Here is an 18,905-nt window from a genome sequence, read left to right as displayed (position 1 = left end):
CATAGAGCGCCGTCAACACGGCCGTGCCGGAGCCGATGGCGGTGCCAAAGAGCTGGGCGATCGAGCCGGCCAGCGATATGCCCGAGAAGCCGGAGCCGTCCAGGCCGGTGATCGCTCCGGTCACGGCAAGGGTCACGGCGCCGATGATGCCGTTCAGCGGAACGACGTCGGCCAGCGCTACACCGAGGTCGTTCACGATCCCGTGCGATGTTTCGGGCAGCACCTGCCCGAACAGCTCCTGAAACGCCGCGTCGCCTAGATAGAAGAAGGCGGCGATCGGGATCACGGGGCCAAACACCTTAAAGCCAAAGGTCAACCCTTCGATCAAATACGAGGTGATCTTCTCCAGGCCCCGGTTCCGGTGCGCCAGCAGCGTCACGCCAATCAGGATCAGCACCGCTGTACCGCCAACCAGAGCCGTCGCATCGCCGCCCTGCAGATTTAGCAGGAACATAGCGACAACGTCGGCAGCAAACAGCAGCGGGATCAGGAGGGCCAGCCATTTTTTGGCCTGAGGGGATATGGCTGCGCGAGCCTCTTTGCTCGTCGGACGATCCTCACTAAGCACGCCTCCCGCGTCTTTTCCGGCGACCAAGCCGTCGCGCCACGTGCCGTTCCGCTGATCACGGCGCATCAGCCAAAAAGCAGTCACCGTGCTCACCAGACCCATGACGAGAACCAGCGGCACGCTGGCCGACATGACGCTGGAGACGGGCAAGCCCGCGGCATCCGCCGTCAGCTTTGGCGCTCCCTGAATGATATAGTCGCCGGACAAAGCGATGCCGTGCCCAAACAAGTTCATCGCCACCGCCGCCCCAAGCGCCGGCAGTCCCACGCGGACCGCCACGGGCAACAAAACAGCGCCGATCAGCGCCACCGCAGGTGAGGGCCAGAAGAACATCGAGGTTACCATCATAATAATCCCGATGCCCCAATATGCCATCGTTGGTGTGCGAATAAACCGCGTCAAGGGAGAGACCATCGTTTCGTTGATGCCCGTGCGGATCAGCACCCGACTCATCGCCACGATGATCGAGATGATCATAATCGTCCCCATTAGCTCTTTGGTTGCATAAATAAACGAATGAAAAATACCCGAAACCGAGCCGCTGAGCGTTTGCGTCGCAAGCAACCCCAGCGTAAAAATCCCCGCCACACAAATCATCGTCGTATCGCGCCGCTTGATCAACAACGCCATGATGAAGACGATGAACGCTAGATACACATAGTGAATCGCCGACAACTCTATGCCTATCATGGAGTCACGCCCCTCTTCCTGCAAGTGTGCTATATGCTATGCAGGAGCCCAAGCAAGGGTTCGGCCCATGTCGAGGTTCAGAGCAGGCGATTCATGCTACTTTACATTTTACTTTATTGTGATACTCAGTTTATTCGAATCATCCGATTTCAAGCTCGCCCCAAGCCCTTTAACGAGGCTTTGTAATGGTACATAAGTAACTCCTTTGACGACCAGGGGCGCCACATTCATCGTTTCAGCTTCCCCGTTGTAGTGCACTTTCTTGCTTCCTATTGTAAATGTGACCGTATTCGAATTTTTACTTACAATAATGACACCACTTTTGGCATCATAACTAAAGGTTGCACCTAGTAAATCTGCAATTTCGCGGAGAGGAACCAGGTTTGTATTTTGATAAATGATTAAACCACTATCGAAACTTGCTTTCTCCCCATTAATGAATACAGTCAGTTTAGATTTCTTATAGGTTGGCTCTGTCGATTTTGGAGCAGAAGAACCTTTGGTTGATGGTTTGGTAGAACTTTTGGAAGATGAAGAAGAGGATTTCTTACTAGAACTAGAAGAAGAGCTTCCCCCATTATGGTAGTGATATTCGCCTTGTTCTAATCCCCATTTGGCGCAATTGGTCCGACACGTGTGGCCACCTTTCGCATCCGTTCGACCTGGATGGGCACTAGCCACAGTACTAGACAAGACAAACATCAGTAAAAAAGAACTGAGCAGCAATTTCTTTTTCATTGATCCAATCCCCCATTTAGTAGAATATTACCAGGTAATATTACCGGGTATATAGTGCAACAGGGCCTTTGTGATAAACACAAAGGCCCCGCCTGTTCTTAAAAATGGATTATACCAAATTATAATCCCGAATCTTTTTATAAAGCGTACCCCGGGAAATGCCCAGCAGCTTGGCGGCATTGCTCTTGTTCCCCGCCGTCCGCTCCAGCGCTTCCTTCATCAACTCCATTTCTTCTTCGGGGGTGATGCGTGGACGCAGCATTTTGTCCAGCCGATCGGCCTGCTCCACAGAGGACAGCCTTGTTCCCCGCCCGAACTCAGAACCGGCAACGGATCCGCCTCCAACCGCTTTACCCGCCGCAGAATCCGCCGCCGCGAACTCCAGCTGAGCTTGCCGCTGCTGCAACGCCTCCGGCAAGTGCTCCAGCGTGATTTGCTCATTTTCGCTTAAAATTACACACCGCTCGATCACCGCCCGCAGTTCGCTAACGTTTCCCGGCCAGTCGTAATTCGCAAACGCCAGCATCACCTCCGGCGAAACGGTCGGCAGCGGCTTCTGATACTGCAACGAATAAACACGCAAATACATTTGCACCAACGGCCCCAGATCCTCGCGACGCTCACGCAGCGGCGGCACCTTCAGCGATACCACGTTCAGCGCGTAGTACAAATCCGCCCGGAATTTGCCTTCCCGCACGAGTTGGCCCAGATCCTGGGTGGTGCCGGCGAAAATGCGCACCGATACCGGCACGGCTTCCGAAGACCCAATTCGCGTGATCGTTCGGTGCTTGATGTAATGAGCTAGCTTCTCCTGTACGTCTAACGGCAAACACTCAATCTCATTCAAAAAAATCGAGCCGCCGTCCGCCGCCTCCAGCCGACCGGCCTGACCCGACGGCTGTCCCGAGAAAGCGCCGCCTTGATAACCAAACAGCTCCGCTTCCGCAAGGCCTGCCGGAACGGCCCCGCAGCTCAACGCCAAGAACGGGCCCTCCGACCGCGCGCCGGCGCGATGGATCACTCTGGCCAACTGCTCCTTGCCCGCTCCGGTTTCCCCGATCAAGAGCACAGTGGAGTCGGTTTCGGCCAGTTTTTTGGCCAGCTTAATTACTTTGCCCATGCTCTCCCCGCGTCCGCTGATTAAGGCAAACGGATCCTCATCGCCAATCCGCTGGGTTAACAGACGGGATGTCGCTACGGTCAGTTCATCATTCAGCTTCACGAGGTGCGTGATATCCTGCTCGGTCGCCACGCCGCCAATGATCCCTCCACCCGGCTCAACGATCGGGGATGCATTGATCAGCACATGCGTGCCTTCCCGCGGACGATGGTAGGCCCCGCGCAGCCGCCGGCCCTCATCCAAGATCCCCAGCACGACCAGCGCGTCTGGATCAAAATGCTCCCCGATCGTACGGCCCACGATGTCCGCTTTCGCGATCTCGTACACTTCTTCCGCCACCGTGTTCCAACCGATTACCGTACCGTTCCGGTCCACAACCGTTACCGCATCACTGACCGTCTCCAGCAGGGCGTCAAAATACGCCTCCGCCCGCTGCTGCCGATCCGCTGCTATTTTGAGCAGGTCGATCATCGGTAGATACCCAACAGGCTCCTGTCGATCATTAACCACCAACGCCAGCCGCCCATTTGGATCTGCGCTGGACCAGCGGGTCGCCAGTTCGCTGACCGGAAGCGCCAGCTCCGACTCCTGGAACACGACCGCAACGACGAACCTCGTTCCGTCAAGCCGCAGCCCTTCCCCGATGCTCCCTTCGCCCCAAGCTTCAAGCCGCTCGGCACCATCCGGCGTCAACAGATACCAAGCCCCGTCGAACTCGACTGCCGCCGCCTGGCCACCCTGTAGCGCCTTAACCAATGCCCTTATATTTTCTTCCGGTTTCACCCGGGTCAAATCCCGCCGGAAGGATATCCGTTCATGATTGAACATAGTTACCTCACACGTAATGAAATTTTACTTGTAAATCTAACACGAATACAGGCGAGGTTCAATATTCCATCGCAAAGATTAGACTTTCATCCAGCATAAATATGTTCAATATTGAACACTCTTGCTTTAATTTAAAATTTTTTTGTTTATTTTTTCAACTTATATTGTTCAAAAATCTAAAATATTGTATATTTTGTGTACAATGAGAAATGGAAAAGGATGGATGCCTATGGAAGCGTTGCTCCGCACCCTGTTTCAATCCTTCGCCAAAAGCCAATCCGTGGGACGAATGGCCCGCCGATACGGATTGCGCTTTGGTGCCAGCCGGTTTGTCGCCGGAGAAACGATTGATGGTGCAATTGAAGCTGTACGCGCATTAAATGCGACGGGTCGGGTAGCCACCCTCGATCACCTCGGCGAGTTTGTGTCCACAGAAGCCGAAGCTGAGCTGTCCATGCGGATGTGCCTCAAGACCCTGGATGCCATCAATGAAGCTGGAGTCGAAGCCAATCTCTCGCTAAAGCTCACTTCACTGGGGCTGGGGATTAGCGACGAACTCTGCATGCGCAATCTGACCACGATCCTGAACCGAGCCCGTCTGTACGGGTTGTTTGTGCGCATCGATATGGAGGATTTTACCTATTGTGAAAAAACGATCTCGATCTACAAGCAACTGCGCGAACAAATCGACAACGTTGGCATCGTCATCCAAGCTTACTTGTATCGCTCCATAGACGACATCGAGAACTTGAAGGCCCTGAAGCCGAACCTTCGCCTTGTGAAGGGAGCCTACAAGGAATCACCGAAAGTCGCATACCCGTCCAAGTCGGACGTCGACGATAATTTCAAACGCCTCATTTCTACCCACCTGATGAACGGCGGTTATGCTGCCATAGCAACCCATGACTCCCAGATGATCGACTACGCGAAGAAACTAATTCAGGATTTATCCATTCCACCGGATCGTTACGAATTTCAAATGCTATACGGCATTCGCGAAGATTTACAGCTTGCGCTCGTTCGCGAGGGTTACAAGGTTCGCGTGTACGTCCCGTTTGGCAGCGATTGGTTTGGCTACTTTATGCGCCGCCTCGCGGAACGTCCCGCCAACGTATGGTTTGTCTTAAAGAACTTATTTAAGTAATAACCAAAAATCTTATTCATAAAGGAGCACTCCCTATGAGCACAACGGCAAAACTGGAATCATTCCGCAACGAACCGTTTACCGACTTTAATCAGGAACCGGCCCGCCAGGCCATGGAAGCCGCGATTGCCCAAGTGAAGTCAGAGCTGGGACGGGAGATTCCACTGCAGATCGGCGGCGAGAAGATTTTTACGGAGGCCAAAATCCGCTCGATCAACCCCGGCAATCTTAATGAAACGATTGGTCATGTCAGCAAAGCCGATCAGGAGCTGGCTGAGAAAGCGATGCAGGCTGCCCTCACGGCGTTTGAATCGTGGAAAAAGGTACCGCCCTACGAACGCGCACAGTATCTGTTGAAGGCCGCCAAACTCATGACTGAACGGAAGCATGAATTCTCTGCTCTGATGGTGCTCGAATCCGGCAAGAACTACGCGGAAGCGGACGCTGATACCGCGGAGGCGATCGACTTCCTGAATTTCTACGCACGGGAAATGATCCGCTTGAGCGAGATCAACGAAACGATGCCGCTGACACCGGTCCCCGGAGAGCAAAACCGGCTGACCTACATCCCGCTTGGCGTAGGCGTCATCATTCCGCCATGGAACTTCCCGCTGGCGATTTGCGTGGGCATGACCTCAGCAGCGATTGTGGCTGGCAACACCGTACTGCTCAAGCCCGCTTCCAACACACCGGTTATCGCCTATAAGTTCGCTGCACTGATGGAGGAGGTTGGCTTGCCGGCCGGAGTGTTGAACTTCATCCCCGGCAGCGGCTCCGAGGTTGGCGATTATCTGACTACCCATCCGAAAACCCGGTTTATCAGCTTCACCGGCTCGAAGGAGGTCGGATTGCGCATCAGCAAGCTGGCAGCCGATACGGCTCCCGGGCAAATCTGGATCAAGCGGGTCGTCGCCGAAATGGGCGGCAAGGACGGCATCGTCGTGGATGAAACGGCAGATCTGGATGCAGCCGCACAGGCCATCGTGACCTCGGCTTTTGGGTTCCAGGGACAGAAATGCTCCGCCGGCTCCCGTGCGTTCATTGTAGCGTCCGTCTACGACGAGGTGGTGGAGAAAGTCGTATCATTGACGAAACAGCTGGAAATTGGCCTCCCCGAGCACAATAAAGCGGTTGGACCGGTGATCGACGAGACTTCTTACCGCAAAATCCTCGATTACATCGAGATCGGGAAGCAAGAGGGGCAGCTTCTCACCGGCGGAGGGAAAGCCGAAGGCAACGGTTACTATATTCAACCTACCGTGTTCGCCGGCGTGGACGGGAAGGCCCGGATTATGCAGGAGGAAATCTTCGGGCCGGTACTGGCGATCGGCAAAGCGAAGGATTGGCGCGAAGCGATTGCGTTGTACAACAATACCGAGTTTGGGCTGACGGGGTCGTTCTTTTCCCGGGATGAGGATCGCATCAGCGAAGCGTTAGAAACGATGCACTGCGGCAACCTGTACGTGAACCGCAAATGTACCGGAGCGTTGGTCGGGGCCCATCCTTTTGGCGGCTTTAACATGTCGGGAACCGACTCGAAAGCCGGCGGCTACGACTACCTGCTGCTGTTCACCCAAGCCAAGCTGACTTCCCGGAAGCTGTAGGCGATCGATCGCTTCCAGGATACTTCTTGATCTTGTGCGCTGCGCTCTATTGCTCTGTTGCTCTTTTGCCTTTTAGCTCTTTTGCCTTATTGCCTTTTGCTTTACTGCTCTTTTTGCTCGTTTCGTCATTTGCTAGCTTACTCTTTTGCTCGTTGTTCGCTAGGCCGGCGCTCCCTGCTCTAACGCTGATACAGAGCGCTATTGTAGCAAAATTGGCTTCTCACAAATTCTAACGACGCTGAGACACGCTATTTGGATGAAAACACCCTTTTTTACCCGATATATGAAGCAATAAGATTCGTGGTAAGCGTTAGAATCGCAGAACAGCAATTTGGGCGGCAATAAGGTTTGTGACAAGCGTTAGAGCTGCGGGAAGCCAGTTGCAGACGCAACATTAGAGCTACTGAAGCGGCGTTAAAGTTACTTAAGTAACATTAGAGTTTCTAAAACAGCCCTAGAGTTACCGAACTAGCATGAGTGTCTCCAAAGCAACATTAGAGTTACTGAAGTAACATTAGCGTCTCCGAATGCAATACTAGAGCTGTCGAAGCAATGTTAAAGCAGCTGAAGCAACCTAGAGCTTTAACGACGACGAGCTTAGCAGGCTTCAAATCTATCTCCAATACGGACGGAAGAAGGGTAACCCATGATTATGAACGGGAAACGAACACTTTCGGAAAATATGGACGTTTTGACCAGCACCCAACAGGTCATTCGCATGGCCCTGCAGACGATGAATGAGCCGCCGGCGATGTTTGAGCTGCTCAAGGAGCCGCTGCGGATGCTGACCGTGCGGATTCCGGTGAAGATGGACGACGGCTCAGTCCAGGTCTTTACCGGATACCGCGCTCAGCACAATGACGCGGTCGGGCCAACCAAAGGCGGCGTACGATTCCACCCCGACGTGACGGCGGAGGAAGTGAAGGCCTTGTCGATGTGGATGAGCATCAAATGCGGGATCGTGTCGCTGCCCTACGGCGGCGGAAAAGGCGGAATCGCCTGCGACCCGCGGACGATGTCGATGCGGGAGCTGGAAGCCTTAAGCCGCGGATATGTGCGGGCAATCAGCCAGTTGGTCGGACCGACCAAGGATATCCCGGCGCCTGACGTGTACACCAACTCCCAGGTGATGGCCTGGATGATGGACGAGTACAGCCGAATCCGCGAATTCGACTCGCCGAGCTTCATCACTGGCAAACCGCTGGTGCTCGGCGGCTCCTACGGGCGGGAATCGTCGACGGCCCTCGGCGTCACGATCGTGCTGAAGGAGGCCGCTAAGATGGCCGGCATGGCGGTGGAAGGCGCGCGAGTCATCATCCAGGGCTTTGGCAACGCCGGTAGTTACCTGGCCAAGTTCTTACACGACGCCGGGGCTATCATCGTTGGTATTGCCGATGCGCGCGGCGCGCTGTACGATCCGAACGGGCTTGATATCCTCGAGCTGTTGGATCGACGGGATTCTTTCGGTGCGGTGACCCACCTCTACTCCAACCGGATCACAAATCAAGAACTGCTGGTGAAGGAATGCGACATCCTCGTGCCGGCAGCGATCGAAAACCAGCTCACCGAGGAAAATGCACCGCACATCCAGGCCAAGCTGATTGTCGAGGCGGCCAACGGTCCAACGACGTATGCTGCGACGGAAATTTTATCCAAGCGCGGGGTTTTGATTGTGCCGGATGTCCTAGCGAGTGCAGGCGGCGTGGTCGTATCCTATTTTGAGTGGGTCCAAAATAATCAGGGTTACTACTGGCCGCTGGAGGAAGTGAACGCGAAGCTGGAGCAGCTGTTGGTGGACGCTTTTCACAAGGTCTATCAGACTTCGGTGACACGCCGGGTGAACATGCGTCTTGCCGCGTATATCGTAGGGCTGAAGCGAATGACCGAGGCGGTAAAATGGCGGGGGTGGATTTAAGTTATGGCACGTACGTTAATTATTATCCGATTGGAGCTCGACCATAAGAAGGCCAGCTTCGGCGATGTCGCCGCTGCGGTGAGTGGTGCCGGAGGCGATATTACGTCGATCGACGTGATCTCCTCGGCCAAAGGATCTTCGATACGCGACATTACCGTCGACACGGGCGACCAGGACGAAACGGCATTCGTCAAAGCGCTGCGCAAGCTGCATGGGGTCCGGCTGATCAACGTCTCCGATCGCACGTTTCTCATGCATCTCGGCGGCAAAATTGCCATCGAACCAACGATGCCGATTCGTAACCGCGACGATCTGTCGCAGGTGTATACGCCAGGGGTCGCCAAAATCTGCACGGCGATCCACGAAAGTCGAAACAAGGCGTTTTCGCTGACAATCAAACGCAACACGGTGGCGGTCATCACGGATGGAACCGCCGTGTTGGGGCTTGGCGATATCGGCCCGTATGCCGCGGCGCCGGTGATGGAAGGCAAGGCGATGCTGTTTAAACAGCTGGCCGGGGTCGATGCTTTTCCGCTCTGCCTGGATACCAGCGATACGGAAGAAATTATTCGTACCGTTAAAGCCGTCAGTCCGATTTTTGGCGGGATCAATCTGGAGGACATCAGCTCCCCTCGATGCTTCGAAATTGAACAACGGCTGGCGGAGGAACTGGACATTCCGGTCTTCCATGACGATCAGCACGGAACGGCGGTGGTCGTGATCGCGGGGTTAATCAACGCGCTGAAGGTCGTTGGCAAATCGATGTCCGAGGTGCGGGTCGTGGTAAGCGGCGTGGGGGCCGCGGGTGTCTCCATATGCAAAATGCTGCTGGCTGCAGGTGTAACGAAGCTTGTGCCGGTGGACAAGGAGGGGGCGATTGTCCGCGGGGGGACATACGGCTATCCGATGTGGCAGTGGCTCGCAGAGCAGCCGCAGGTGGAAAGCCAGCCCGGTTCGCTGCATGAGGTCTTGCCTGGTGCTGACGTGTTTATCGGCGTTTCTGCGGGGAATCTGCTGACCGGTGAGCATCTGCGGACGATGAACGAGCAGCCGATCGTATTTGCCCTCGCCAACCCGAACCCGGAGGTAGATCCAGAGGTTGGGCTGGCTCACGCAGCGGTCTTCGCAACCGGTCGAAGCGATTATCCGAACCAGATCAACAACGTGCTGGTGTTCCCCGGCGTCTTCCGAGGAGCGCTTGATTGCCGGGCCCGCGTGGTCAACGAAGCGATGAAGCTGGCTGCAGCACAAGCCATCGCCTCTGCCGTTACCGATGAGGAACGAAACGAGCAGTATATCATCCCGAGTATTTTTAATGATCAGGTTGTTCCGCTTGTGCGCAAAGCCGTCATCGAAGCGGCCATTGCCACCGGCGTGTCCCGGCGTATTCCACCGGATTTCCGCTGACACCACGCAAGTGGATGCCCCATCTCGCTATACTTCCTTTCTTGCCCTTTTGCCTTGTGCAGTAAGGGCTTTTTTATGTTTCTAAATCAAATAGCCTCAAATTGGATTGCGCAAATCCGAAATTAAGATATATTAATTATAGACAAATATCGAGGCATCTTGGTAAATTTTTCGGTTTTATATGAAAGGGGAATGTAAATGAGGAGAAAGCTTTACCTCATTCCGTCCAACGTTACACCGAGTACGAAGTCGCAACTAGACTTTCTCTCATCAGAACAATATAAAGTCAAAAATGCAACTGCACCCAACTCCAACGTAGAGATTCCTACGTTTGGACTTGAACCCGATGAATACTGGATTGTTGCGGTGGATGCTGCAGGAAATGTGTCACGCCCATCAAGCAAAATCACTCTTGTCGAAGGACCCGCTGAATGGGGGATATCCCTGAAATCTGATGCGCAGTTCTCAATCGACAAGAGTCTTACGGATCTCAGATTCCTTCTGTCCAGCATGCCTCCTGAGGGTGAGTCTGATTACAACTTCTTAGATATTAATAGCCTGATTGAGATTACTAACGGTTTAGAGACCTTGCGCGTCGGTAATTATGTGGAAGGACAATATTGCTTTGATGTGATTGATATGGTTGGTCGCCATGTTGCAAACGTCGTAATCAGCATGACAGGGGATGCGGTAGATTGGATGGATGGATCAACCAGCCAAGGAATCGTAATATCTCCGAAAGATGACCTTCACGGTGATGTATATCTTAATTTTTCGTTGTGGAGTGGTTCAGAGGAAATCGTTGAGCATCTCCCAGTTACATTCACCAATTAGCAAGCACCAATTAGCAAGCCCTATCATAGCCTCTGATTTTTAGAACGGCCTCCCCGGCCGTTCTTTTTTTCACCCAATAACTTCCCGCCGCCGAATTTGTCCAAAATATGATATAACAATATTAATGTGTTTTTTGAAATTCATCTTCAGGATGTGACCCTGTGAGCATAGAGAAGAAACCGGGAAAAATCGCGCAGCGACTTGTATTGTCCGCTCTACGCGCATTTCTCCAAAGCCGCTCCCAGATCAAGGTGGTACGCAACGATACCGTGGGCTTGAAGCCGCCGTATCTGATTTTGGCGAACCATGTAACCAACTGGGATCCGTTCTACATTAATTGTTACGTGGACGAGCCAATCAGCTTCGTGACCGGAGCTTCCCTGTTCCGAAACCCGTGGCTGGCTAAGCTGCTGAATTACACCGGAGCGATTCCCAAAATGAAAAATAAAAACGATACGCGCACCATCCGCAGCATGATCAAAGCCAAGCAGAGCGGACGCGTCATCGGCCTCTTCCCGGAAGGAAACCGGAACTGGGACGGGACGACCGAGCCGTTGTTCTATTCTACAGCCAAACTCGTGAAATTGCTGGATGTCCCGGTGGTCATCGCCACCATTTCCGGCGGTCACCTGTCCTCTCCCCGTTGGGCGGAGAACCCTCGCAGGGGGCCCATTCACCTCTCCTTCGAGAAAAAATGGGACGTCGCCGCATTGGCCAACCATACGCCGGATGAGATCCATCACCTGCTGACGGAGGCGTTGGCGCATGACGATGCAGAGTGGCAATCCCAGACTGGCGCAGCCTATTATGGTAAAGCTCCGGCGCATTACCTGGAGCGCTTGCTGTTCATCTGCCCGCACTGTGAAGTCCCAGGCCGTCTCCGCTCCGAACAGGACTTGTTCGGCTGCACGGCCTGCGGCTACACCGTTCGCTACACGCCACAGGGCAAGTTCGCCCCGTTTACCCATCCCCTGCGCTTCTCGACAACGCGGGACTGGAATCGCTGGCAGCTGGAACGGCTGAATCAAGTCATGCAAGAACCCGAACAGCTCGCCTCCTGGGAACCCGTCATGCAGGATCCCGTGCATATGTACGTTTCGGAGGGAGAGAAGCCTTTTCAATCGCTGGGAACAGGACGATTGCACTGGAACGCGGATCAAGCAGATTCTCTTACGTTTCAAGGGGATCACGGACAGGCGTATTCCTTCCCATTTGGCGAGTTGGAAGGGATCAACGTCCAACTTCACCACAAGTTTGAGTTTTACGTGGGAGATAAGCTGTATCGGTTCCTGTTTTACCAACCACGCACTTCAGCTTACAAATGGCTCAAATTTATTACTGCGCTGGAACAACATTTCACCCGGCACTAGGAGGGTCTCTCTTTGGATAATTCATGGTCTTTCGTGATTGACTTTACGCTGCTGTCTTTGCTGATGGTCGTATCGGCCATCCTGAAGGCACGTATTCCGCTGTTACGCAAAATCATCGTCCCCACCTCCATGGTAGCCGGCATCCTTGGCTTAATCGTGGGTCCGGAGCTGCTCGGATGGCTTAAATTCGATCTCGATCGTCTGGGGCAACTGGTCTACCATCTGATGGCGATCGGATTCATTGCCCTCTCCCTGAAGGAGCGGGAGGTGTCCAACAGCCCGGCGGTCATGAAATCCGGGATGCTTATCGTATCGACATACCTGATCCAAGGGCTCGTGGGATTTGGTCTACTCTTGATCCTAACGGAGCTGTTCTATCCCGGAATGTTCCCAGGTATCGGTTTACTGCTTCCTCTCGGCTATGGACAAGGCCCAGGGCAAGCCTATTTGATCGGCAGCCGTTGGGAGGCTTTGGGGCTGGAAGGCGGCGCCAACCTTGGTTTGACCATCGCTGGGTTTGGTTTCATCTGGGCCGTAATTCCCGGAATCATTCTGATGAACATCCTGATCCGCCATCCGAAATTTAAACAGACGACATCCCGGCCACACAAAGAACGAACTGAGGTTATGGAAAAATCAGAAGAAGGTGAGATTCCGCTCAGTGACGCGATCGACAAGCTAACCTACCAAATCGCGCTGATCGGCTTTATTTACCTGGTGACTTACTTGACGTTACGTGGACTAGAGACGGTGCTGACTCCGCTCGGGACCTATGGGGAAACACTGGCCCAATTGCTGATAGGCTTCCACTTCCTCATCGGCAGCCTGTACGCGATGTTGTTCCGGTGGATTCTCAACCGTTGGAAGCAAGCGGGCTTTCAGTTGGAGCATTCTCCGAACAACTACCTGCTGCAGCGGATCTCCGGATTTTCCTTTGATTACATGATCGCCGCCTCAATTGCAGCGATCTCGATCTACGCACTGAAGCAATACTTGACGCCGGTGCTCATCCTAACGACAGTTGGCGGGTTAGTCACGGTATGGTTTATGGTTTGGTTAGTGCCGCGGGTGTTGCCGGAGGATAAGTTGCCGAACGTCCTCGGTTTCTACGGGATGCTGACCGGAACGATTTCCACCGGACTTGCGCTGGTCAAAGCCGTCGATCCGAAATTCCAATCGAATACGACAGACAACTTAGTTATGGGCAGTGCCTCCGCAATCATGTTCGGTTTCCCGCTGCTGTTGATCCTAAACATCCCAATCGTTGGGTATCTGCAAAATCAACCGGTGATGTACCTGTACACCTTTGGCGCCCTATTCTTGTATTTCGCAATTCTCATGGGCTTGCTGCTGTACCGGTCCCGAAAAGCAACGGCTTAAGCGAGCTTCCAAATGATAGGCCCCGCTCTCTTTCACCCAGAGAACGGGGCTTTTTCGGATGGTGTTTATTTTGCCGTATGGGGAAGGTTCGCTTTGCGGAACCCTAGATAACTGTCCAGAGCTGCGAACAACATGTAGATGAACAACAGCAGCCCCATAATCCAGCCAGAGTTAAAACCGGATACGCTCGATCCGAAAATATCCTCCAGCTTCGCGATAAACCCGGGGGACAACAGCTCCCCCTTGCTGATGACCGTGCCGAATACCACCAACGAAAGGACGTGGTTGGCCGCGTTCAGGAACGCGATCTTCACATTCCATTGGGCCACGATCCATTTGTAGATCGCCAGAGCCACATCCAGCGCAAGAATTACTGCGATAAACGGCCAATACGACAGCAACACGTCTTGATTAAAAATTGGTGTTGTCATTTCTATGCCGTTTCGACCTTTCTCATATACACCAATTAACCGATCTGCATTGAAATACACGCTCCCCCAAATCGCCGTCCACATGAGGCTGGCAAAAACCTCACTTTTCTTAATCACTTTCTGCACTGGGATATACCGGGTGTCCTTCAAATCATCCGGCGTCCAGGCCTTGAACTTGCTGTTCAGCGGCAGTTCGTTGCCAGTTCCCGTGCGCTCCAGAATGACAAACGCCAAGGTAATCCAAAATACGGTCTGCACCCCTGCGCTGAACACTGTCCCTATCGCTTTGCTGAGCAGGACAGCCGCAGCCTCAGCGGGAACCACATCACCGGAATACGTAATGATTTGATTGGCAATCAGCGACAAGAGAGTAATTACAACCACAATGGGGACAATCATTTTCAAGACCTGAACATAAGTCTCATAGAAGCGCGGCCCGATCAAAAATGCGGGTTGATCGCGATACTGCGCGGCCAATACGGCCGGATCCCCCAATTGCGTCAGCGCCTCCTTCACTTCCGCCTCGCTGGGTTCCTCCGGCAGCATATCCTCAATTGTGGAGCGGAGTTCCAGCGCGATGTCCTCTCGGGTCTTATCCGGCAGGCGACGAGTTACTTCATAAACGTAAACCTCAATCAGATCCGACGCGTTCATCATCGTTCTCTCCCTTCAACAACGTGTACAACTCCTGGGAGGTCTTCTCCCATTCCGCTTTCAGCTGCTTGAAAATCTCCAAACCAAACTCGCTCAGCACGTAGTAACGGCGCGGTCGGCTCTCCGTTGTATCCCAGCTGCTTGTCACAAGTTCCTGCTTCTCCAGCCGCCGTAACAGCGGATATAGCGTGCTCTGATCAATGGCGATCCCGGACTGCTCCAGCCTTTGAACGAGTGAATACCCATACTGCGGCGTCCGCAACTGGCTTAACACCGCCAAGGTTAACGTTCCGCGACGGAGCTCCGTGATCAAGGAATTTAATAGGGCGTTCATCCTTCCACCTCGTTGTCTCATCCTGTTTTTTATTTACTGCAATCTTATACTGTTTTTCGCATACTGTGCGTCATACAATATATCTTATACTATGTATCATACACTATTAGTTATCACCAAGCAATAGGCGATAACTAATATTTCCTGATCATATTGCCGTCAAGCGGTCCTTTTGCGAGCCTCTTTACATAATTATCCCTTTCGTTCAGTGACAAAAAGAAGGTGAGATCAAGGGCATGAGGGAGGTGAGGTATGGTGAGGTGAGGTTGGCCTGAGCCTGAGCCAGCACCTGATCTCTAATCACGTCATCGATCCTGTGAATGGTCATGAGATACGCACTCCCTGATGCAACGGGATAATCATCAAAAGAAGCTGGCAGAGGTACCTAACGAACGGCGCGTAAGCGACAAAAAAATCCCGCCTCTCAATGAGGCAGGATCCTTTACTTTATTCGTTCAAAAACGTAGTTACCCGGTTTTGCATTAACTTCGCGGCTTCCTCCGCAGATTTCTGTCCGCTGAAGAAGGCAAGCGATTCTTCCCCGACGATGGAGATCACCTTGGCTTCAAGCGGCGAATATTGGTCCACCGCATCCAGCATTTGACGAAAGCGATCAAATTCCTCGTCCGCGGCCTTAACAGCAGCTCCATCCGGCAGTTTGTAGCTGCCGTCCGCAATTTGCTGCTTTATGTCATCCAGCTGCTGCGAATTGATCGAAGAGAGCAGCGAGAACCCCTCGCGCTCCGGTAACTTCTGCGCTTCCTCCGACAGGAGAAAGCGGATCAGCTTCCAGGCCTCTTCCGGAACCTGGGATTTCGCCCGGATCCCAAACAAACTCGTCGGAATGATTCGCATCGTACCGGATTGAGCGGGGTTATGCGGTTTCTGCATGAGGATCGGGTGTTCAAAATACTGATGAGGCACGTCAATAACATCCTTCGGATCACGTAATACCGCAGAATAAAACAGTTGCTTTCCCGAACCCGCCGACTCTTCGGTCATCACGCCATCATCATACATCTGCTTCACTTGATGCAGCAGCGCGATAAATTCCGGGGAATCGAACTTGGCTTGTTTGTCGCTCGTATCGACATAGGCTTCATAGTTATCCACTGTCATTTCCTGCATGAGCATATCCGGCGGATATTCCGTCATCGCAAAGACCTTCTCATTCCCCTGCGTTAATTTTTTCGCTATTTCTGCAAAGTCCTGCCAAGTCCAGGTTTTCTCCTGAATGTCGGCCTCTTTCAAAGCATCGCCATCGCCGATGAACGCCCTCAGGGAAAAACCTCCTGGGATCGCATATAAACCTCCGTTCTCCCTCGCAGCATCCAAAATATTTTGCTGGAGATCCTCCTTCTTGATGGATCCATCCCCGCTAAGTGACGAATCCATATTCAGCAACAAACCTTTGGCTATATATTCGCTTATTGGCAGGCTCTTCATTTCAATGACGTCCGGTCCTTGTCCTGAGAGCAGTGCGGTGTTGACCGATTTGCGATACTCCTCAATTTCACCCGCCTTCCATTCCTCTCCGGCTTGTTTATAAGCCTGAATAATCAGGTCGATGTCAGGGAATTTGGCCTCAAACTTCCGCTCCAGCGCAGTATAAAACGGGCTTGCCTCCTGAACCGATAAGGTAAGCACGGTTTTGCCCTCTTCTCCAGCCGGGTTCTTCCCTACAGTATCCGTCGCTCTGCTGCACGCAGCCAAAGCAATCGATATAACCAATGCCGCAATAATTGTCTTCCCCATCCGTTTTTTCATGGTTTATTCTCTTCCTCCTCTGCTTCATTTCGATCGCTGATTTTCTATTGCAAACGAACCCGATTGCCATCCTGTAAAGGTTCACTGCTCTCCAGAATGATCCGCTCTCCTTCAAACAGAAGATCTGCCGGGATCATCGTTTCCGCTTCATTCGCTTCACTTTGCTTAATCGTCACCTTTCGGGCGACAAACACATTGCCCAACGCCCCGCGCTGCTCCTCCACCTTAAAAAGAAAGCGCGAATCGCCTTCGCGATGAATCGCTTCATTTGGAACAACCCAGCCCTGCTCGGAGGACGTCTGTTCCAGCCGAACCGTAACTTGCTCCCCTCCTTTCAGGGCAGGATCAGCTACTCGGATACGCAGCCGCCTTTGCGGCAGCGTCGCCGATGTTCCGTCACCTTCCTCCGGTGAACCTGTGATTCGAGAACCTGCGTTAGTGATGTCTTCGACCACGCCCTCCAGTTGACGCGGCGGTTGTTCACTGGCAGCGGCCACCTCAACCTTCACCGCTTCGCCGGTTGCGATCCGAAGACGGTCGATCACCTCGGCATCCCCGATGATATCCACACGGTAGCCTGCACTTGTACTTGACACCACCACGTCCGGGAGGGAGGTGGAAGCCACCCCAACCACCGCGTTGACCTCCGTAACCACCCCGTCAAACGGGGCGACGAGCTCGCTGCGGCTTCTGATCTGCTCACGCAGTCTCTCGATCTTCCGCTCCTGTACCTGGAGGTCAAGCTTGCGAGTTTCGATCTCCCGTTTGGCTTCTCTCAAGCCGGTTTCATCCCCGCTCACCGTGGCCTCGATGAACTGATCCTGAATCGTTTCGAGCGCGATTCGCTGCTTTTTCAATAGCGCCATCTCATCTTCCAACTCCCGCTCGGCATCAGCACGATCGTATAGTACAAGCTTCTGCCCCGCTTGAACATCAGCACCTTCCTTCACCAGTACCTTCTTAACCTTCCAACCGGCCGGGTTGATCAGCTCTGCCTGCTTCTTCGGCTGCAATATCCCGGTTCCCGTTAACCGATAAGTTATTCCGCCGGCTGCTGCTGGGGACGTTCGGACCTTTGGCAAGGTCATCGATTGCAACGTATTACTGAAAAAAGTGAAAAACAACAAACCTCCCATCAAAGCCATAAAGGTGGTAATGATTATTTTTTTGCGTTTACGATCCGTTTGATCTTTCCCAAGTTCCATGACGCGACTTTATCCTCCTTACCCCTTGATGCCAGAAAGCTGCACGCCTTCGATGAAATAGGCCTCGGCATAAAGGAACAGCAGCACCATCGGCGACATATACAACATCGAAGCCGCGAACACAGTTCCCCACTCGCCGCTTAATCTCGATAAGAAGACCGATAACGGCTGCCGAAGCGGATCCAAGAAGATCAGCGGCTGCTCGACCATATTCCAGTAATCGACGAACAGGAGCACCACCAGCGCAGCAAGTCCCGGCTTAACCATCGGGAGAATGATTGTCAGGAATATCCTCAGATGACCGGCACCGTCGATCTTGGCCGCCTCGATGTAGGCGTACGGGATATGCAGCATAAATTGACGCAGCATGAAGACCCCAAACGCAGCAAAAATACCCGGCAGAATCACCGCCGTCGGACGGTGGATTAACCCCAGCCAATCGGCCATGAGATAATTCGGGACCAGCGTCACCTGAAAGGGCATCAGCATCGACAGCAAGAAGATCAGAAAAATCGCATCTCGACCCCGAAACCGCAGTTTGGACAGCGCATAGGCCGCCATCGCAGCGACCGCGGTTTGTCCAACGATAATCGGTAAGACCAGCTCCACGGAACGCCAAAACATCAGCAAATAATTAGGGGTATATACCAACAGCCTGCCGTATTGCGCCAAGGTCACCTGATCCGGTACCCATTTGAGATTGATGAAGGTATCAGCTTCGGTCAAAGCCGCCTCCGTCAGCTCCCCCATTGGACCATAATTGATTTCAAGCTCCTGCTCGCTCATCAGCGAGTTCGTGAATGTAATGATGACGGGAAAGAGGAGCAGCACGGCGAATAAGCCTAACATTCCCGTCAGCACAGCTTTTTGTATCCATTGAATTGCCTGCACGCCCGGCCTCTCCTCTCTATGAGCT

The 18,905-nt window shown here is 53.2% G+C and carries 15 protein-coding genes; 7 read left to right on the top strand and 8 right to left on the bottom strand.

The genetic code is table 11. The features are described 5' to 3' along the window. The 3 genes from RW092_RS12005 to RW092_RS11995 all read right to left on the bottom strand — a co-directional run. On the bottom strand, nt 1-1,255 hold a 1,255-nt coding region (locus tag RW092_RS12005), incomplete at its 3' end, for a hypothetical protein (RefSeq protein WP_316010305.1). Between the two features lie 111 nt (nt 1,256-1,366). Next, entirely contained in the window at nt 1,367-1,996 is a 630-nt protein-coding gene (locus RW092_RS12000) for a copper amine oxidase N-terminal domain-containing protein (RefSeq protein ID WP_085278710.1), read from the bottom strand. Nucleotides 1,997-2,105: 109 nt separating this feature from the next. Continuing rightward, complete coding sequence (locus RW092_RS11995; protein WP_316010304.1) at nt 2,106-3,944, bottom strand: sigma-54 interaction domain-containing protein; 1,839 nt, start codon at nt 3,942-3,944, stop codon at nt 2,106-2,108. 229 nt (nt 3,945-4,173) lie between these two features. Between RW092_RS11995 and RW092_RS11990 the strand changes: the two genes are divergently transcribed. The 7 genes from RW092_RS11990 (at nt 4,174) to RW092_RS11960 (ending at nt 13,598) form a co-directional block, all read left to right on the top strand. After that, nucleotides 4,174-5,088: a proline dehydrogenase family protein gene (locus tag RW092_RS11990; RefSeq protein ID WP_016314361.1), complete on the top strand. Its 915-nt coding sequence runs from the start codon at nt 4,174-4,176 to the stop codon at nt 5,086-5,088. Between the two features lie 35 nt (nt 5,089-5,123). Next, on the top strand, nt 5,124-6,692 hold the full coding sequence (gene pruA, locus RW092_RS11985) for an L-glutamate gamma-semialdehyde dehydrogenase (RefSeq protein WP_316010303.1): 1,569 nt from the start codon (nt 5,124-5,126) through the stop codon (nt 6,690-6,692). A 646-nt stretch (nt 6,693-7,338) separates the two neighbouring features. Then, a complete protein-coding gene (locus tag RW092_RS11980) occupies nt 7,339-8,607 on the top strand; it encodes a Glu/Leu/Phe/Val family dehydrogenase (protein ID WP_316010302.1) in 1,269 nt (422 codons plus the stop codon). A gap of 3 nt (nt 8,608-8,610) precedes the next feature. Further along, nucleotides 8,611-10,014 (top strand): NAD-dependent malic enzyme, encoded by a 1,404-nt coding sequence (locus tag RW092_RS11975; RefSeq protein ID WP_028540378.1) that lies wholly within the window; start codon nt 8,611-8,613, stop codon nt 10,012-10,014. Nucleotides 10,015-10,212: 198 nt separating this feature from the next. Then, nucleotides 10,213-10,848, top strand: coding sequence for a hypothetical protein (locus tag RW092_RS11970; protein WP_316010301.1), 636 nt, complete (start codon nt 10,213-10,215; stop codon nt 10,846-10,848). A 161-nt stretch (nt 10,849-11,009) separates the two neighbouring features. Further along, on the top strand, nt 11,010-12,218 hold the full coding sequence (locus RW092_RS11965) for a lysophospholipid acyltransferase family protein (protein WP_316010300.1): 1,209 nt from the start codon (nt 11,010-11,012) through the stop codon (nt 12,216-12,218). Between the two features lie 12 nt (nt 12,219-12,230). Beyond that, a complete protein-coding gene (locus tag RW092_RS11960) occupies nt 12,231-13,598 on the top strand; it encodes a sodium/glutamate symporter family protein (RefSeq protein WP_316010299.1) in 1,368 nt (455 codons plus the stop codon). A 65-nt stretch (nt 13,599-13,663) separates the two neighbouring features. Here the strand turns inward: RW092_RS11960 and RW092_RS11955 are convergent, their stop codons facing one another. The 5 genes from RW092_RS11955 to RW092_RS11935 all read right to left on the bottom strand — a co-directional run bounded on the left by RW092_RS11955 (nt 13,664) and on the right by RW092_RS11935 (nt 18,880). After that, nucleotides 13,664-14,683, bottom strand: coding sequence for an HAAS signaling domain-containing protein (locus RW092_RS11955; RefSeq protein ID WP_316010298.1), 1,020 nt, complete (start codon nt 14,681-14,683; stop codon nt 13,664-13,666). Beyond that, a complete protein-coding gene (locus RW092_RS11950; RefSeq protein ID WP_316010297.1) occupies nt 14,661-15,017 on the bottom strand; it encodes a PadR family transcriptional regulator in 357 nt (118 codons plus the stop codon). Before RW092_RS11950 ends, RW092_RS11955 begins: the two co-directional genes overlap by 23 nt. Nucleotides 15,018-15,464: 447 nt before the next feature. Next, nucleotides 15,465-16,784 (bottom strand): ABC transporter substrate-binding protein, encoded by a 1,320-nt coding sequence (locus RW092_RS11945; RefSeq protein WP_028540384.1) that lies wholly within the window; start codon nt 16,782-16,784, stop codon nt 15,465-15,467. Between the two features lie 44 nt (nt 16,785-16,828). Next, a complete protein-coding gene (locus RW092_RS11940; protein WP_016314372.1) occupies nt 16,829-17,989 on the bottom strand; it encodes an efflux RND transporter periplasmic adaptor subunit in 1,161 nt (386 codons plus the stop codon). A gap of 18 nt (nt 17,990-18,007) precedes the next feature. Further along, nucleotides 18,008-18,880, bottom strand: a complete 873-nt coding sequence (locus RW092_RS11935) for a carbohydrate ABC transporter permease (RefSeq protein WP_316010296.1) — start codon at nt 18,878-18,880, stop codon at nt 18,008-18,010. Between the last annotated feature and the right edge of the window lie 25 nt (nt 18,881-18,905).

It is taken from the genome of Paenibacillus sp. 3LSP, from assembly GCF_032465655.1.
Taxonomy (GTDB): Bacteria; Bacillota; Bacilli; order Paenibacillales; family Paenibacillaceae; genus Fontibacillus; species Fontibacillus barengoltzii.
This window is presented reverse-complemented; position numbering and strand designations above follow the sequence as displayed.

Coding starts and splice junctions, on each gene's coding strand:
- RW092_RS11980 (WP_316010302.1), top strand. CDS start 7,339: ATGATTATGAACGGGAAACGAACACTTTCGGAAAATATGGACGTTTTG.
- RW092_RS11990 (WP_016314361.1), top strand. CDS start 4,174: ATGGAAGCGTTGCTCCGCACCCTGTTTCAATCCTTCGCCAAAAGCCAA.
- pruA (WP_316010303.1), top strand. CDS start 5,124: ATGAGCACAACGGCAAAACTGGAATCATTCCGCAACGAACCGTTTACC.
- RW092_RS12000 (WP_085278710.1), bottom strand. CDS start 1,996: ATGAAAAAGAAATTGCTGCTCAGTTCTTTTTTACTGATGTTTGTCTTG.
- RW092_RS11955 (WP_316010298.1), bottom strand. CDS start 14,683: ATGAACGCGTCGGATCTGATTGAGGTTTACGTTTATGAAGTAACTCGT.
- RW092_RS11940 (WP_016314372.1), bottom strand. CDS start 17,989: ATGGAACTTGGGAAAGATCAAACGGATCGTAAACGCAAAAAAATAATC.
- RW092_RS11995 (WP_316010304.1), bottom strand. CDS start 3,944: ATGTTCAATCATGAACGGATATCCTTCCGGCGGGATTTGACCCGGGTG.
- RW092_RS11975 (WP_028540378.1), top strand. CDS start 8,611: ATGGCACGTACGTTAATTATTATCCGATTGGAGCTCGACCATAAGAAG.
- RW092_RS11945 (WP_028540384.1), bottom strand. CDS start 16,784: ATGAAAAAACGGATGGGGAAGACAATTATTGCGGCATTGGTTATATCG.
- RW092_RS11970 (WP_316010301.1), top strand. CDS start 10,213: ATGAGGAGAAAGCTTTACCTCATTCCGTCCAACGTTACACCGAGTACG.
- RW092_RS11950 (WP_316010297.1), bottom strand. CDS start 15,017: ATGAACGCCCTATTAAATTCCTTGATCACGGAGCTCCGTCGCGGAACG.